The sequence below is a fragment of the Nonomuraea sp. SYSU D8015 genome (genome assembly GCF_008065375.1).
Taxonomy (GTDB): domain Bacteria; phylum Actinomycetota; class Actinomycetes; order Streptosporangiales; family Streptosporangiaceae; genus Nonomuraea.
Genome location: NZ_VJYI01000008.1, coordinates 420,463 through 436,116, shown reverse-complemented (window position 1 = coordinate 436,116; position 15,654 = coordinate 420,463). Strand labels below are relative to the sequence as shown.

The 15,654-nt window shown below is 72.4% G+C and carries 15 protein-coding genes; 6 read left to right on the top strand and 9 right to left on the bottom strand.

The window, feature by feature from the left end:
- Nucleotides 1-477, bottom strand: a 477-nt coding sequence (locus ID574_RS32180) for a carbohydrate-binding protein (RefSeq protein WP_223167277.1), incomplete at its 3' end; no start/stop codon positions are given.
- Nucleotides 478-754: 277 nt separating this feature from the next.
- On the opposite strand from ID574_RS32180, the gene ID574_RS32175 reads away from it, so the two are divergent.
- The 3 genes from ID574_RS32175 (at nt 755) to ID574_RS32165 (ending at nt 4,253) form a co-directional block, all read left to right on the top strand.
- Nucleotides 755-2,071 carry an FAD-dependent monooxygenase gene (locus tag ID574_RS32175; protein ID WP_188192722.1) on the top strand — a complete coding sequence of 439 codons (1,317 nt, stop codon included), beginning with the start codon at nt 755-757 and terminating at the stop codon, nt 2,069-2,071.
- A complete protein-coding gene (locus ID574_RS32170) occupies nt 2,064-3,611 on the top strand; it encodes a hypothetical protein (protein ID WP_188192721.1) in 1,548 nt (515 codons plus the stop codon). The genes ID574_RS32175 and ID574_RS32170 overlap by 8 nt, the downstream gene beginning before the upstream one ends.
- A gap of 108 nt (nt 3,612-3,719) precedes the next feature.
- Entirely contained in the window at nt 3,720-4,253 is a 534-nt protein-coding gene (locus tag ID574_RS32165; protein ID WP_188192720.1) for a hypothetical protein, read from the top strand.
- Between the two features lie 14 nt (nt 4,254-4,267).
- On the opposite strand, the gene ID574_RS32160 is transcribed toward ID574_RS32165, so the two are convergent.
- Nucleotides 4,268-4,909, bottom strand: coding sequence for a hypothetical protein (locus tag ID574_RS32160; RefSeq protein ID WP_188192719.1), 642 nt, complete (start codon nt 4,907-4,909; stop codon nt 4,268-4,270).
- A 157-nt stretch (nt 4,910-5,066) separates the two neighbouring features.
- Between ID574_RS32160 and ID574_RS32155 the strand changes: the two genes are divergently transcribed.
- Nucleotides 5,067-6,272: an MFS transporter gene (locus ID574_RS32155; RefSeq protein WP_188192718.1), complete on the top strand. Its 1,206-nt coding sequence runs from the start codon at nt 5,067-5,069 to the stop codon at nt 6,270-6,272.
- Between the two features lie 23 nt (nt 6,273-6,295).
- Here ID574_RS32155 and ID574_RS32150 read toward each other — a convergent pair whose 3' ends face one another.
- Nucleotides 6,296-6,781, bottom strand: coding sequence for an Lrp/AsnC family transcriptional regulator (locus ID574_RS32150; RefSeq protein ID WP_188192717.1), 486 nt, complete (start codon nt 6,779-6,781; stop codon nt 6,296-6,298).
- A gap of 92 nt (nt 6,782-6,873) precedes the next feature.
- Here ID574_RS32150 and ID574_RS32145 point away from each other — a divergent pair, with 92 nt between their 5' ends.
- Nucleotides 6,874-7,917 (top strand): zinc-binding dehydrogenase, encoded by a 1,044-nt coding sequence (locus ID574_RS32145; RefSeq protein WP_188192716.1) that lies wholly within the window; start codon nt 6,874-6,876, stop codon nt 7,915-7,917.
- Between the two features lie 140 nt (nt 7,918-8,057).
- Here the strand turns inward: ID574_RS32145 and ID574_RS60320 are convergent, their stop codons facing one another.
- Genes ID574_RS60320 through ID574_RS32120 form a run of 4 tightly spaced genes read right to left on the bottom strand, consistent with a single transcriptional unit; the run spans nt 8,058 to nt 12,848 of the window.
- Complete coding sequence (locus tag ID574_RS60320) at nt 8,058-10,322, bottom strand: thiamine pyrophosphate-dependent enzyme (RefSeq protein WP_223167276.1); 2,265 nt, start codon at nt 10,320-10,322, stop codon at nt 8,058-8,060.
- 8 nt (nt 10,323-10,330) lie between these two features.
- Nucleotides 10,331-11,092: an amino acid ABC transporter ATP-binding protein gene (locus tag ID574_RS32130; protein WP_188192715.1), complete on the bottom strand. Its 762-nt coding sequence runs from the start codon at nt 11,090-11,092 to the stop codon at nt 10,331-10,333.
- Nucleotides 11,089-11,949, bottom strand: a complete 861-nt coding sequence (locus ID574_RS32125; protein ID WP_188192714.1) for an amino acid ABC transporter permease — start codon at nt 11,947-11,949, stop codon at nt 11,089-11,091. The genes ID574_RS32130 and ID574_RS32125 overlap by 4 nt, the downstream gene beginning before the upstream one ends.
- Complete coding sequence (locus ID574_RS32120; protein ID WP_188192713.1) at nt 11,946-12,848, bottom strand: ABC transporter substrate-binding protein; 903 nt, start codon at nt 12,846-12,848, stop codon at nt 11,946-11,948. The genes ID574_RS32125 and ID574_RS32120 overlap by 4 nt, the downstream gene beginning before the upstream one ends.
- Before the next feature lie 103 nt (nt 12,849-12,951).
- On the opposite strand from ID574_RS32120, the gene ID574_RS32115 reads away from it, so the two are divergent.
- Nucleotides 12,952-14,406 carry a PucR family transcriptional regulator gene (locus tag ID574_RS32115; RefSeq protein ID WP_223167275.1) on the top strand — a complete coding sequence of 485 codons (1,455 nt, stop codon included), beginning with the start codon at nt 12,952-12,954 and terminating at the stop codon, nt 14,404-14,406.
- A 48-nt stretch (nt 14,407-14,454) separates the two neighbouring features.
- Here ID574_RS32115 and ID574_RS32110 read toward each other — a convergent pair whose 3' ends face one another.
- Nucleotides 14,455-14,979 carry a nitroreductase family deazaflavin-dependent oxidoreductase gene (locus ID574_RS32110; RefSeq protein WP_223167274.1) on the bottom strand — a complete coding sequence of 175 codons (525 nt, stop codon included), beginning with the start codon at nt 14,977-14,979 and terminating at the stop codon, nt 14,455-14,457.
- 65 nt (nt 14,980-15,044) lie between these two features.
- On the bottom strand, nt 15,045-15,638 hold the full coding sequence (locus ID574_RS32105) for a DinB family protein (protein WP_188192711.1): 594 nt from the start codon (nt 15,636-15,638) through the stop codon (nt 15,045-15,047).
- Nucleotides 15,639-15,654 lie beyond the last annotated feature (16 nt).

Sequence of the window (15,654 nt, the reverse complement as noted above, 5' to 3'; positions counted from 1 at the left end):
TGTGCCGCCTGCCTCGAAGTCGAGGTAGTCGATGTTGGGCAGGCCGCCCGAGGTGGTCGGGTTGAGCCGGATGGTGTTGCTGCCCGCGTTCACCGACACGGTCAGGGTCTTGGTGACCCAGGTGTTCCACGCGCCGGTGCCCTCGTAGGAGACGCTTTGGACGGTGGAGCCGTTGACGATCAGGGCGGCGGGCCGGGCGCTCGTGGTCCCGTTGGCGAAGCGCACGCCGAGCGTGGCCGTGCCGGCTGCGCCGGCGTTGACGGTGAACTGGGCGTGGGCCCCGGTGGCGTTGTTGCCGTTGCAGAACCCGCTGCCGGAGTACCCGGAGTGGTTGCTGTCGATGGTGCCGGTGCAGACCGCGGGCGAGGTCTCCGCCTCGTAGCGCGTCGGCGCGGCATGCGCGGCGGGTTGTGACAGGGCGACGAATGTGCCGGCTAACAGGCCGGCGCACGCGAGGGCGGCTTTCAGGCGCATCATCGTTCTCCTGTGGTGTGGGTACGGCGGCGCGGGCGCATGTTGAGGCGCCGGGACGCCGCGTACGAGGTCGCCTTGTGTGTCGTTGCCCGGGCGAAGCATGGAAACATCGATGAAACCGACGCCACAGTAGGAAAGCGCTTTCCTCGCGTCAACTGCCTATGAAACTTTCATGACCGAGCGGGGACGGGGATCGGCCGGGCCCTGGAGTTGAGCGATCGCTTGAATCGGCTTATGGTTGTTTGAGCAGTTGCTCAAGACGGATGTCGGGGGTCGGGTCATGCCTGCTGCGGTCGTGGTCGGTGGGGGGATCGGAGGGCTGGCGGCGGCGATCGGGCTGCGCCGGATCGGGTGGCAGGTGACCGTGCTGGAGCGCGGCGGGGCGTTCAGCGAGATCGGGGCGGGGCTGGCGCTCTGGCCGAACGCCATGCGTGCGCTGGCCGCGCTCGGCCTGGCCGAGCGGGTACGGGAGATCGCCGGGGTGGAGAGCGTGGGCGGGGTGCGGGACCAGTCCGGGCGGTGGCTGTCGAGGACGGACAATGCCGAGGTCGCGCGGCGGCACGGGTGGCCGTTGCTCATGGTGCACCGGGCCGAGTTGCTGCGGGAGCTGATGGCGGCGTTGCCAGGGGAGCTTCTGCGCGCGGACAGCGAGGTGCTGGACGTGCGGCCGGACGGTGACGGGGTGGTGGTCGAGCACCGGGGCGGGCGGGTGCGGGCCGACCTCGTGGTGGGGGCCGACGGGGTACGCAGCCGGATGCGGCGGCAGGGCTGGCCGGAGGCGGAGGCGCCCCGGTATGCGGGGTGCACGGCGTGGCGGATGGTGACCGAGCCGCTGGGCGGGCGTGGAGCTGAGGGGGCGCTGTTCTGGGGGAGGGGTGAGCGGATCGGGTTCGCGGCCTTGCCCGGTGGGCGGTTCTACTGCTTCGCGGCCGCCCGAGTGCCCGAAGGGGGAGCGGAGGACCCGTATGCCGAGGTCGTGCGCAGGTTCGGTGGGTGGCCCGATCCCGTCCCCGAGATGCTGGCGGCCGTGCCGCCGGACGCCGTGATGCGACACGACGTGTACGAGACGCCGCCGCTGGCCTCGTACGTCCGCGGAAGGGTCGCGCTGGTGGGGGACGCGGCGCACGCGATGGAACCGACGCTGGGGCAGGGGGCGGGCACGGCGCTGGAGGACGCGGTCACGCTCGCCGCCTGCCTGCGGGCGGAGCCGGACGTGGACGCGGCGCTCGCGCGATACGACCGGGTGCGGAGGCCACGCACGCAGGCGATCGCGCGCCGGTCGGCCCGGCTGGGTGCGGCCGGCCTGGTGGCGTGGGCGCCGGGGGCGTGGTTACGGAACCTGGCCGCCCGGCTGGTGCCGCCCGGGGTGCTGTTGCGGTCGATGGATCCCGTTCTCGGGTGGACGCCGCCGGAGCTGCGCGAGCAGCGGGGCAGATCGGCTCCCAGGCCGGGCGGGCAGGCGCGGACCGATTCGGGGGAGGGAGGCGGGACCGGATCCGGTGGAGGGGCGCGGACCGATTCGGGTGGGCGCGACAGGGCCGGGTCGGGTGGAGGCGCGGGGGGCAGTCGGGGGCGCGGGAGGAGGGCCGGTGCCTGACTGGACGTACCAGCCGCTGCGGGGGATCGCGGGGGCGCTGCTGGGCGTGCGGCGGTCGCAGCGGGCCGCGCTGCGGGTGCTGGCCTGGACGGGGTCGTTGCCCGGCGGCGGGTGGGCGGTCGCACGGCTGCTCGGGCACCGGCATCCGCCGCCGCACCTGGCGGGGACGGCGGGCGGTGTCGCGGTACGCAGCCGGTTGGGTGCGGCGGTGCCGCCGGGGGTGGCGCGGGACGCCGTGCGGGCGCTGCCGCCGCTGGGGGCGGGGTTCATCCTGGTGGAGCCGGTCGCCGGGCTCGCGGAGGTGCCGCTGGTACGGGAGGCGGCGGCGGACAGGCGGGTGCCGGTGCTGGCCCGCGCCGCCGATCCGGCCGTCGCCGCCGCCCTGGCACCGTACGTGGACGCCGTCCTGCCGGCGGACGGCGGGGACGGGGACGGGCGGGCGCACGAGCCGGACCTCGTCCATCCCGCCTCCACATCCGTGCAGACAGCGGCCCGCATCCTCGCGAACCCCGGCAAATCCGTGCTCGCCACGCCGGCACTGCTGATCGAGGCGGGGCCGGGGTGGTTCGGGCGCGTGGTGGAGGCGGCGACCCCCACCGGGCCCCCGTCCTCCCTGCGGGACGTCGGCCTCGATCCCCGCCGGTGGCCCGCCTGGTGGTGGGGAATGGTCGTCGGGGCCGTCATCGCGGTCGCCGGACTGGTGGCCGCCGCGGTCGCGCTCGGGCCGGTGCTGCTCTGGTACGACCGCGCCTTCCTCGACATGGACCGGGAGGCGCTGCACGCCGTCAACCACCACCTGGTGCACTTCCTGCGGCACGACCGGATCACGCTGGCGGGCACGATGGTGGCCACCGGCGTCCTCTACGTGGGTCTGTCCGCCGGCGGCATGCGGCGCGGATGGCCGTGGGCGCGCGAGGCGTACCTGGTCTCGGGGTGCCTCGGGTTCGCCGCCGTGCTCTACCTCTTCGCGCACGGGTACGTGGAGCCGCTGCACACGGCGCTGGCCGTCGGGCTCTTCCCCGTGTTCGTGGCCGCGGCGCGGCGGCCGGCGGAGAGCCCGCGGTGGACGTATCGTCCGGAAGGGCCCGAACGTGAACGCCGCCGGGCGCTCACCGGCCAGCTCCTCATGGTGATCACCGGGATCGGGCTGTTCGCGGGCGGCGTGGCGGTGTCGGTCGTCGGCCTCACCGGCGTTTTCGTCGCGAGCGACCTGGCGTTTCTGGGGACCGGGCCGGAGGCGTTGCGGGCGGCCAACGCGCGGTTGCTGCCGTTCATCGCTCACGACAGGGCCGGGTTCGGCGGGGCGCTGATGGCGGCCGCTGCGGCGATCACGCTGCTGAGCGCATGGGGGTGGCGGCGTGGCGAGTCGTGGGTGTGGTGGGCGCTGGCGGTGGCCGCCGTCGCCGGGTTCGCGCCCGCGGTCGTCGCGCACCTGGCCATCGGGTACGTCGACCTCGGGCACCTCGCGCCGGTCTTCCTCGGGATGGCGCTCACGGCGATCGCCTTGACGCTCTCACGCCCGTACTTGTGTGCCCGATGAGACCCGGCAGCGCCTGATCGACGGCGATGCTTTTGTACCGCTGCATCGGCGGCCGGCCCAAGACAGGACAATGGTCCGCGTCGATCTTGACCTAGGGGAAGGCGGCCCATGTCCCGATGGCGTTACCTTCGGTGGTGGCTGGGCGCGCTGCTGGTGTGCGTCCTGAGCTTCCTGTCCCTGTGGCTGCCGGAGCTCTTCGAGGGCGATGGCGCGGTCGGCTGCGCCGGTTACGGCCCTCTTCCGTCACGCCTGGCTGACCTGTGGTCCGACCTGCATGAGACGTGGCTTCGTCTGCGGCAGACCTGGGCGGATACGTATATGAGCGGTCTGGTCCTGAACGGCCTGCCGTCGCTGAGCGTCCTCCTCTCGGGCCTGGTGTCCGCCTGGGCGGGGCGGCGGGCCGGGACGGTGGTCGGGGTGGTGGCCGTCCTGGTCGTCGGCGTGGTGGCGCTGGACTGGGTGTTCTACGCGTTCTCGTACTTCCTGCTGCTCGGCTGTGCGGGGTGGGAGGGGAGGGTCCCGTGGATGCTGTGGCGTCTGCTGCAGGTGTTCGGCTACGGGAGTGCTGTCGTGCTGTTGGTCGTGGGCATCCGGGCTCGTCGTGAGCGGGGTCCGGGTACGTACGCAGGCACTCCGGAATAGCGGCTCCGGGCGGCCTACCTGCCGGCCGTACGTCCCGAGGTGCGCCCGGCCAGCCTGAACCCGCGCCAGATGGGGTAGCCGACAGCGGTGAGCGCGGTGAACAGGGGCGCCGCGTGCCCGAAGACCACTTCGGCGAGGAGGTAGTCCAGCACGAGCGCCAGCACCGTGACGGCGGTCGCCCACCCGGGCGGTGGCGGGACGTCGAACCGCGCTTCCGCCCAAGGAGTGCGTTTCCACGGCTTCGCCACCGACAGCCACGCCTGGAAGGCGATGGCCGAGGCCATGAGCGCCGTGGCGGCCAGGAGGGCGGGGTCGGTGGCGCGCCGCCCCTCGGCCAGTGCGGTCAGGCTCGGGCTGAGCAGGAAGATGGCCGCGTAGAGCTGGGTCATCGTGATGGCGAACTTCGTCAGCACCCACCAGTAGCGGAAGAAGCCCCATCTGGTCATCGCCGCCAGCATGATTCCGGTGAGGATGGCGGCGTTGGCGAGGTGGAGCAGCACGTGGGTGTCGAGCAGGTGTGCCATCTCGTAGCCGGTGCGGTCGCCGGTCAGCATGCTGTGGGCGGTGAGGGCCAGCAGGGCGAGCGCCTGGCTCATCCAGCCGACCGACGTCACGGTGTGCAGCCAGACGAGCAGGTTGCGCGAGGACGGTGCCATCGGCCCTCCTGGTGAAGACTGTCTACATATAGGCAGCCTACATATTGTTCGAGGGTGCGAGGCAGTGACGGTGTGGTCTGAAATCTGCCGGTGTTTGCTGTTTCGTCGCTGCTTGGCTGGTCGTCCATAGTTCGCTCGCTTCTTCTCGAAGGGGACCATGTCGACGACAACGCTGACTCAGCCGCGCCCGCCGCTCCTCAACTGGCTCGCCGTCATCTCGATCACGCTGGGCATCTTCGCCATCGTCACCAGCGAGATCCTGCCCATCGGCCTGCTGACCACCATCGGCGCCGAGTTCGCGATCTCCGACGGCACGGCCGGGCTGACCATGACCCTGCCCGGCGTCGTCGCAGCCATCGCCGCGCCCGCCGTGACGCTGGCCACCGCCCGGCTGGATCGCCGGGTGATGCTGTGCGTGCTCATGGGGGTGCTCGCCGCCGCCGACGTGCTGGCGGCCGTCGCCGGCTCCTACTGGGTCGTGCTGGTCTCCCGGGTTCTCGTCGGGCTCACCATCGGGGGTTTCTGGTCGATCGGGGCGGGACTGGCCGGACGCCTGGTGCCGCCGTCGTCCGTCGGGGCCGCCACCGCCGTGATCTTCTCGGCCGTGCCGCTGGGGTCCGTGCTCGGCGTACCGGTCGGAACCTTCGTCGGGCACCTCGCCGGCTGGCGCACCGCGTTCCTCGGCCTGGCCGCGCTGGCGATGCTGGTCCTGGTCGCGCTGCTGATCGTGCTGCCGCCGCTGCCGGCCCGCCAGGTCACCAGCCCCCACGTGCTGCTCGGCCTCCTGCGTGACCGGGGAACCCGCATCGCGCTGCTGGCCACCTTCCTCGTCGTGCTGGCGCACTTCGGCACCTACACCTACGTCACACCGTTCCTCGAGCACGTCACCGGCCTGCCGCCGGCGGCCGTCGGCGCCGTCCTGCTGGCGTACGGGATCGCCGGGATCGCGGGCAACTTCCTGGCGGGCAAGGCCGTCGGCGCCCGGCCGCGGCAGGCCTTCGTGGTCTGCGGTTGCTTGATCGCGGTCACCACGTTGCTGTTGCCCGTGGCCGGCACCACGGTCGCCGGGGCCGTCGGGTTGCTCGTGCTCTGGGGACTGGCCTATGGCGGGGTGCCGGTCTGCTCCCAGGCGTTGTTCCTCGATGCCGCACCCCGTGCGCCGGAAGCGGCCACGGTGGTCTTCACCTCCTCGTTCCAGGCGACCTTCGCCCTTGGGGCGCTCGCCGGCGGCGCCGTCGTCGACGCCTTCTCGGTGTCCGCCGTGATGATCTGCGGCGGGCTGACGGCGCTGCTCATGGCGGCGTCCCTCTGGTCGCTCACTCCGGCGTCCGGCCGGTCGCGGGCCGGAGCGACGGCGCGATGACGCTCTCGATGAGGGGGGCTGGCTCAGCGTGGGGCGACCCAGGTGGCGACGTCCACGTCGCGCGGGTTCACCAGCTCGGAGAGCACGACCGAGGACGTCGTCTCGCCGAGCGTGCCGAGCTCCTCCAGCACCTCTTCCAGGTGGCGGGCGTCCCGTACGGCGATCGCGAGCTCATAGCAGTTGTGGCCGGTCACGTGGACGCAGGACAACACGTGGGCGGTCGACAGCAGGCGTTCGCGCAGGCGGTTCGCATCTTTCCTGGAGCGGTGGTGAGGGCGCAGGGCGACCCTGGCCTGCAGGCCCAGCCCGAGGCGGGCGAGATCGATCTGCGCGCCGTAACCCTGGATCACGCCGCAGTCCTCCAGCCGGCGGAGCCGCTCTGCCACCGCGGGCCGGCTCAGGGAGACCCGGCGGCCCAGCTCCGCGAGGCTGATCCGGGCGTCGCGGGCCAGCTCGCGGATGATCGTCAGGTCGATGGAGTCGAGGGGCGGCGTTTCGACGGCTGACACGGCTGAAGGCCTCCGGATCGATGGTCGAGGCGGCTGGATGCCTTCGCTTCGGCATGTTCCGGCCAGGGGGTGACAGCATAGCGTTCCTGGTCATGAAGGGGACTGTTCTGCATGGGGTGGGGGACGTCAGGCTGGTGGACGTGCCGGATCCGGTGATCTGCGAGCCGACAGACGCGGTGGTCCGGGTGTCGTTGGCGGCGGTCTGCGGGTCCGATCTGTGGCCTTATCGAGGGCTAGAGGCGTTCCGCCCGGGGGATCGGATGGGGCACGAGTGGATCGGGATCGTGGAGGAGACGGGCCCGGAGGTCGCGCGGGTGCGGAAAGGGGATCTCGTGGTGGCGCCGTTCGCGTTCGCGGACGGCGGGTGCCCGGCGTGTCGCGACGGGGTCCCGACGTCCTGCGGGAGGGGCGGGTTCTGGGGCGGGGCCGACGACGGGGGCCAGGCCGAGGGGCTGCGCGTGCCGTTCGCGGACGCCACGCTGGTCCCCATCCGCTCCGACGTCGACGACGACCTCGCCCGGCGGCTGCTGCCGCTGACCGACGTCATGGCCACCGGGCACCACGCCACCGTCCTGGCCGGAGTCGTCCGCGGCGGGACCGTCGTGGTGATCGGCGACGGCGCCGTGGGTTTGTGCGCGGTGCTGGCCGCCCGGCGGACCGGGGCCGAGCAGATCATTTCCGTCGTCCGTCACCCGGACCGGGCGGACCTGGCGCGGCGGTTCGGCGCCACCGATGTCCTCCACGCCGACGGTCCGGGGACCGCCGAGCTGGTCGTCGAGCGTACGGGTGGTGGAGCCGGGTCGGTGGCCGAGTGCGTCGGCACACAGTCCGCACTCGATCTCGCGCTGGCCGTGACCCGTCCCGGCGGGACCATCGGGTCGGTCGGGGTGCCCAACGGCGTCACTCAGGTGGACCTTTATCGGTTCTTCCGGGCCAATGTCGGCCTGCGGGCGGGGGTCGCGCCGGTCCGCGTCTATCTCGACGCGCTCGTCGCCGACGTCCTCGGCGGAACGCTCGATCCTTCGCCCGTCTTCACCGCCGAGGTGCCGCTGGACGACATCGCCGGCGCCTACCGGGCCATGGACCGGCGTGAAGAGATCAAGGTCGTGGTGCGGAGGTCTGGGGAGAGCGGTTGACGTACTCGCCGGCCGGGTCGGCGGCGTTCTTGGCCAGGTCGATGAAGGACAGGCCGATGTCGGCGAGGATCCGCCCTCCTCGTGCTCACTCACCGAACGGCTTGCTGACCAGGTTCGCGTCGGGGCCGTACGAACAAGCGCTAGGAGGGGGCGAACATGTGAAGGGTCGCCGGGAGAACGACGACGTGCGGACCCGGTGTCCGCAGGGCCCGCGCGAGGTCGTGCTCCAGGTTCTCCGGAGTGGTCCGGCAGGCGGGCACGCCGAAGGCCGCCGCGAGGGCCACGAAGTCCGGCCTGGCCAGCTCGGTTGCCGTGGCCGTGCCGAACGCGTCGGTCATGTACTCGCGGAGGATGCCGTAGCCGCCGTCGTCCACGATCAGCCAGGTCACGTCGAGGTCGTGCTGGCGGAGTGTGGCCAGCTCGGCCAGGCCGTACATGGCGCCGCCGTCGCCCGAGACGGCGAGCACCGGGCCGCCGGTCGCGGCGGCTGCGCCGAGGGCGGCGGGCAGCCCGTAGCCGAGCCCGCCCGCGCCCTGCGCCGACTCCATCGCCCGCGGCCAGGCCGACCATGCCCAGTACGCCAGGATCGTCATGTCCCAGAAGCTCAGTGCCTCCCGCGGCAACGCACGCTCCACGGCCGCCAGCACCGCCCGCTCGGCCCCGAGCCCCTGCGCGTCAAGCCGCTCACCGACCCTGGCGAGCACCTCGCGCACCGCGGCCCGGGCCAACGCGCCGCGGCCGACGTCAGCAAAGGCCTCCACTGTGCGACGGTCGGTGTCCGCGGTGCCGGGGGCGCCGTCTGAGGTACCCGCTACTGTGCCGGGGCCGGTGTCCGCTGCCACGGACCGGCTGGTCTCCGCCGCCCTACCGCGCATCCCCGGGGTGCGGGTCGTTGGGTTGGGCGTTTCGGGGGTGCGGGTCCCTGGGTCGGGCGTCTCCGGGGTGCGGGTCCCTGGGTCGGGCGCCTCCGGGGTGCGGGTCGCTGGGTTGGACGCCTCCGGGGTGGGGGTCGCGGGCTTGGGAGTTCCCAAGGCGCGGGCTTCTGGGGCGGGAGGCGTCGAGTGGGGTGTCGTCGGGCCGGCGGCCTCTGGGGCGTGGGCCACTCGCCTGTGTGTCTCCGGGGCAGGGGTTGGGGGGCCGGACGCCGCCCGGTCGTGCGCCGCTCCGCTGTGCGCCGCCGCGCCCTGGGGCGGAGAGTCGGGCGGTGCCGCGCCGTGGGGCGCGAGGCAGGACGCCGCTCCGCCGTGGGCCGCTCCGCCGTGGGCCGCTCCGCCGTGGGCCGCTCCGTCGTGGGTGCCCGTGCCGTGGGGCGGTGGGCCGGGCGGCCATGGGGTGGGGGTTGCCGGGGCGGGCGTTGTCCGGGTGTGGGACTTCGAGGGGAGTCCGGGCAGGTGGGCCGGGGTGCGGGTCGCTTCTTTCACGGCCGTGGTCAGGGCTTCGAGGGCGAGGCGGGCGTCGGCGTGCAGGGCCAGGGCCGGGTGGTTGGACTCCAGTTTGCCCAGGTCGGCCTCCACCTGGATGAGCCGGCCACGGGGCCGCATCGTGTGGTAGTTGCTGGACAGCTCCCCCAGCCCCGACCCGACCACCAGCAGCACGTCCGCGTCCTCCAGGAACGCGGTCAGATGCCGGTCCTCCAGCCACGACTGGAGCGACAGCGGGTGCTCCCAAGGGAACGCGCCCTTCCCGCCGAAGGTCGTGGCGACCGGCGCGTCCAGCGCTTCGGACAGCTCCAGCAGGGCCGCCTGCGCACCCGCCCGGACCACCCCGCCTCCGGCCAGGATCACCGGCGTCGCCGCCCCGGCCAGCAGGTCCGCCGCCGCGGCGACGAGCTCGGGACGCGGGAAGAGCGGCTTCGGCGCGATCCGGAGCTCGGTCACCGCGGGGATCCCGGTCTCACCCAACAGCACGTCCTGCGGGATCTCCACCCAGACCGGCCCCGCGGGCACGGTCAGCGCGATCTCCCACGCCTCGGCCAGCGCCGACGGGATCTGGCCGGCCGTGCGCACCACGTGGACCGACTTCACGACGTCTCTGAAGGAGGCTGCCTGGTCCGGCAGTTCGTGCAGGTAGCCCTTGCGCCCGCCGCCCAGCCCGTCCGCCGGGATCTGGCTGCTGACGCCCAGGACGGGGACGCTCGCCGTACGGGACTCCATGAGCGCCGGCAGAGTGCCCAGCGCGCCGGGGCCGGTGGAGACCAGGAAAGGCGTGACCGAGCCGGTCGCGCGGGCGTGCCCGTCGGCGGCGTACGCGACGCTCAGCTCGGTACGACATCCCACGTAACGCAATGGGGACCGGCGAAGCGCGTCGAACAGGCCGAGCGCGTGCTGCCCCGGCTCGCCGAACACCATGGTGGCGCCGAGCGCGGCCAGCGACTCGACGACCAGATCACCACCTGTTCTCCTCATCGCTCCTCCTACAGGACCTTGGCCAGGAACGCCTGCGTCCGCCGGTGCCGGGGACTGGCGATCAGCTCCGCGGCCGGCCCCGCCTCGACGACCAGCCCGTCGTCCATGAACACGACGTGGTCGGCGACCTCCCGGGCGAACCCGATCTCGTGCGTCACCACGATCATCGTCATCCCCGCCCCAGCCAGGTCCTTCATCACATCGAGGACCTCGCCGACGAGCTCGGGGTCGAGCGCGCTGGTCGGCTCGTCGAACAACATGAGCTTGGGCTTCATGGCCAGCGCCCTGGCGATCGCCACCCGCTGCTGCTGGCCCCCGGACAACTGGGCGGGGTAGTGGCCGGCCCGCTCCTCCAGGCCGACCCGCCGCAGCAGGTCGAGCGCCTCCTGCCGGACGGCCTCGCGGGGGCGGCCGAGCACGTGCCGGGGCGCCTCCATGACGTTCTCCAGCGCCGTGAGGTGCGGGAAGAGGTTGAAGCGCTGGAACACCATGCCGATGTCGCGCCGCTGGTCGGCGACCTCGCGGGGGCGCATCTCGTACTTCTTGCCGCCCGCGCGGCGGTAGCCGACCAGGTGGCCGTCGACCCAGATCTCACCGGCGTCCAGGCGTTCGAGGTGGTTGACGCAACGCAGGAACGTCGACTTGCCCGAGCCCGACGGGCCGAGCAGGCACACCACCTGACCCGGATGGACGGTCAGGTCGATGCCCTTCAGCACCTCGACCTTCCCGAAGCTCTTGCGCACACCTCTCGCGAGGAGCAGTTCGGTCATGCGTGGCCTCCGACGTGGACGTCCGAGCGGCCGAGCCGCCGTTCCAGCTTGGACTGGGCGAAGGTGAGCAGCGTGGTCAGCACGAGGTACCAGATGCTCGCCACGATCAGCAGCGGGATCTGCTGGAAGTTGCGGCCGTAGATGAGCTGAGCGCTGGTCAGCAGGTCGGGCAGGCCGATGACCAGCACCAGCGAGGTGAGCTTGAGCATCGAGATCGTCTCGTTGGCGGTCGGCGGCACGATCATCCGCGCCGCCTGCGGCAGGACGACCCGCCGGTAGACCAGCGCGGGCCGCATGCCGAGCGCCTCCGCGGCCTCCCGCTGCCCGCGATCCACCGAGCCGATGCCCGCCCGGACGATCTCGGCCATGTACGCGGCCTCGTTCAGCCCGAGACCGAGGATGGCCGCGGTGAACGGCGTGATCAGCACGTTGACCGGCACGGAGAAGAACTCGGGACCGAACGGGACGCCCAGGCTGATCCGCGGCATCACCGCGCCGAGGAAGAACCAGAACAGCAGCTGCACCAGGATGGGCGTGCCGCGGAAGAGCCACACGTACGCGGCGGCGACCCACCGGAGCAGCGGGTTGTCCGAGAGCCGCATGATCGCCAGCGCGGTGCCGAGCACGACGCCGACAAGCATGGCGAGCACCGTCAGCTCGATCGTGAGCAGCAGCCCGCGCATGATCGACCGCTCGAGGAGGTAGCCCGCCACCAGGTCGAGCCGGAGCGCCGGAGTGGTCACCACGAAGCTGACCGCCATCGCGGCCAGCACCGCGAGCACCGCCGCGGCCGCCCACCGGCCGGGCCGCCGCAGCGGCACGATGGGCTCGTTCGCGTGCTCCTCGACGGCGCTCATGTGCCCGCGTTGATCGCGGCGTCCTTGAACGCCTGCGCCTGCAGGTTCCATTTGGCCAGCAGCTGGTCGTAGGTGCCGTTCGCGATGAGCTTCTTCAACGCGGCCTGCACGGCGTCCCGCAACTGCGGCTTGCTCTTCGGCACGGGGATGCCGACGGGCAGCGGGTCGATCGCGCTCACCGCGACCTCGAACTGCTGCGGCGCCTGCTTCACGCTGTAGGCCAGGGTCAGGTCCAGCGCCGCGACCATGTCGGCCCGCTTGGACTGCAGGGCCTGCACGGTGCTCGCCTGGTCGGGGAAGGGCACCTTCTCCACGGCCGGTTTGCCCGCCTCGGCGCATTTCTTCGTGACGTCGTCCACGAGCAGGTCGCCGGTCGCGGCCTTCTCGACGGCGACCTTTCTGCCGCACATGTCGAGCACCTCCTTGACGCCCTGCGGGTTGCCCTTGGCCACCATGAGCGCCGACCCGGACTTGAGGTAGTCGACGAAGTCCACCTGCTCCTGGCGTTCCTTCTTGTCGAGCATGCTGGTCAGGCCCAGGTCATAGCGGCCGGCGTTGAGCCCGCCGATGATGCCGTCGAAGTTGACGTTCTCGAAGGCGAACTCCACACCCAGCACCTCGCCGAGCGCCCTGCCCAGGTCGGCGTCGAACCCGAGCACGGTCTTGTTGTCGGTGTCGAAGAACTCCATGGGCGGGAAGGACACGCCGGAGGCCACCCGTACCTTGCCGGCCTGCCGGATGTCCGCCGGGAGCAGCTTGGCGATCGCCTCGTCCTTCGCGCCCGCCGCGATCTCGGTCCTGGGTGCCGCCGCGGTCGTGTCCTCGGGCGCGGCGCATCCGGCGAGAGCCAATCCGCTGAGGAGGGTGCCGAGAATGGTTGCCGGGAGTGCTCTTCTCATGTCGTGCCCGTGCCTTCCGGTGCAGGTAGATGGATTGAGTGTGGAGGCGGCACGGCGTACCTTCAATCGGGGCAGTCCTGAAGACTCGCCCTATCCTTTGTGCGTGACCACAAAAGTGTCGGTGGAGGACCTGCTGCGCTCACCCGCGCTTCAGCTGCGGTTGCTGGCCGGCGAGGCGGGGCTGGGGCGGTCGGTGTCGTGGGCGCACGTCAGCGAGCTCGACGATCCCACGCCGTGGCTGCTCGGCGCGGAGGTCATCATGACGACGGGGATCGCGATCCCGCGCCCGGCCGCCAGGCAGCGCGCCTATCTGGAACGGCTCGACGACGCGGGCGTCTCCGCGCTGGCCCTGTCGGCGCAGCTGCACGTGCCGCCGCTGCACGAGGCATTCTTCCAGGCGGCCGAGGAGCGCGGGATGCCGGTGCTGGAGGTGCCTTTGGCGGTGCCGTTCATCGCGATCGCCCAGGAGGTGGCGGCGGCCGTGCAGGAGGACGCCAGGCAGCGGCTCGGCGCGCAGCTCCAGGTGTTCGGCGCGCTGCGGTGGCTGGCGGCCGAGGACCTCGACACGGCGACGCTGTTCAAGCGCCTGGAGCGGCTGTCCGGCTACGAGGTCTACCTCTGCACGCCGCAGGGGCGGCCGCTGCTGCCGGGGGTGCCGGTGCCCGACGTGTCCGTGCTACCCGCCGAGCCGGAGGCGCCGCCCACCATTCCCGGCGGCTTCGTGCTGCCCGTGCCCGCGCCCGGCGGCCCCGCCGGCTTCCTCGTCGCCTTCGAACGCCAGGGCGCCAGGCCCGCCGGGCTGGCCGTGGTGCAGCACATCGCGACGGTTGCCGCGTTGCAGGTGGCCATGGCCCGCCACGAGCGCGAGACGCTGCGCCGCCAAGGGGCGGAGACCCTCTCCGAGCTGCTCCAGGACGTCCTCGACCCGGCCACGGCGCGGCGGCGCCTGGTCAGGATGGGGCTGCCCGTGGACACCGAGCTCGCCCTCCTCGTGATCAGGAACGTGCCCGACGAGACCATCCACCGGGCCCTCGACGACCGGCCGCACCTCATGCTCCGCAGGGGCGACGACCGCTACGTGCTCGGCGCGCCCGACCTCGACGCGGCGGTCGCCGGGCTGCCGGGTGTCGCGGCGGGCATGAGCCGGCCGTTCCCGGCGGGGGAGTCCCTGCAGGTCCCCAAACGGGAGGCGGTGTGGGCGGCGTCCACGGCGGCCGAGTCGGGGTGCGCCCTGGTCCATTACGGCGACGACACCACCGGCAGGTGGCTGCCCGACGACCCGTGGGCGCTCACCGCGCTGGTCGAGAACGTGCTCGGCAAGGTGCTCGCCTACGACTCCGCGCACGGCTCCCACCTCTTGACGTCCGTGCGCACCTGGATGGAGCGCGACCGGCGCACCGAGGACGCGGCGGCCGCGCTGCACATCCACCCGAACACGCTGGCGTACCGGCTGCGCAGGTTCGCCGAGCTGACCGGCCGCGACCTGTCGTCCACCGCCGCGTTCGCCGAGGTCTGGCTGGCCCTGCGGGCCGGCCGCCAGCTGGGCCTCCTGGACTGACCGGCCTCAGGGGCACCGGACCGGCCGGCGGCGTCGTCGATCGGCGGGTCAGACTTCCTGACGCGGGGACAGGCGGAAGACGCGCAGCTCGCGGCCGGAGCGCTCGGTGTAGCCCTGGTAGAGGGGCCAGAAGCGGACGAGGGACTGCCACGCCTGCTCGCGCTCGGCCCCCGTCAGCAGGGTGGCCGTCACGGGGATCACCCGGCCGCGGAACCGCACCGTGGCCTGCGGGGTCTTCAGCAGGTTGCCGCTCCAGGCGGGGTGGTGTTCCCTGCCGAAGTTGCTGCCGACCACGAGGAACGTGCCGCCCTCCTCGGGCCAGCACGCCAGCGGGCTCTCGCGGGGCTGCCCGGACTTGCTGCCGGTCGTGGTGAGCAGCAAGTGGGGGATCATCTGGTCGCCCATGAGCACGCGGCCGCCCGTCATGCGGTTGACCAGGCGGTCGAGGGGCGGCACGATCTTGGGCGCGACTTTGGCGAAGCCTCTGGTGCCCGCCAGCCACTGGAAGAACGGGCGCAGCGCGGCGCTGACGCGTGCCCTGACCCCGCCGCTGGACTGCTGCTGCTCGACCACGGTGACCTCACGTTCGGCTCTGGTAGCGGTGGGGGCTCAGAATAGTTCCCTAGCAAGCGTTTGGTCTACTGCGTGCCGCCCGCCTCCCGCGCCGCCTGCTCCAGGCGGATCCGGTACGTCTCCCACCACGCCTCATCGACCGACGGCAGGTTGGCGCTGTCGGCCCGCAGGCCGGCCGTGCCGTCGATCAGTTCCCTGACGATGTCGGCGTGACCGGCGTGCCGGTTGGTCTCGGCGATCACGTGGGTCATGACGCGGTGCAGCGTGACCTCGCGGCGCTCCGGCGGCCACCACGGGACGCGGCCGATCGTGTCCAGGGCCAGCGCCTCGATCGTCGCGTCCGCGTGCGCCCACGCCCGGTGGTAGAGGCCGATGACCTGCTCCCGGGACTCGCCGGGGGTTGCCCACATGTCGGCGTTGGGCTCCGCGCCCTCCTCGAGCCAGGGCAGGGGCTCGCCGGAGGGACGGCAGAAGACGTCGCCGAAATACCCGAACTCGACGGTGGCCACGTGCTTCACCAGCCCCAGCAGGTTGGTGCTCGTCGGGGTCATGGGGCGGCGGACGTCGTACTCGGACAGGCCGTCGAGCTTCCACAGGAGGGCTTCGCGGGCGGTGCGCAAATAGTGGTGGAGGTCTGCTTTCGGGTCAGATCCCGTCATGCCGGACATGATCTCA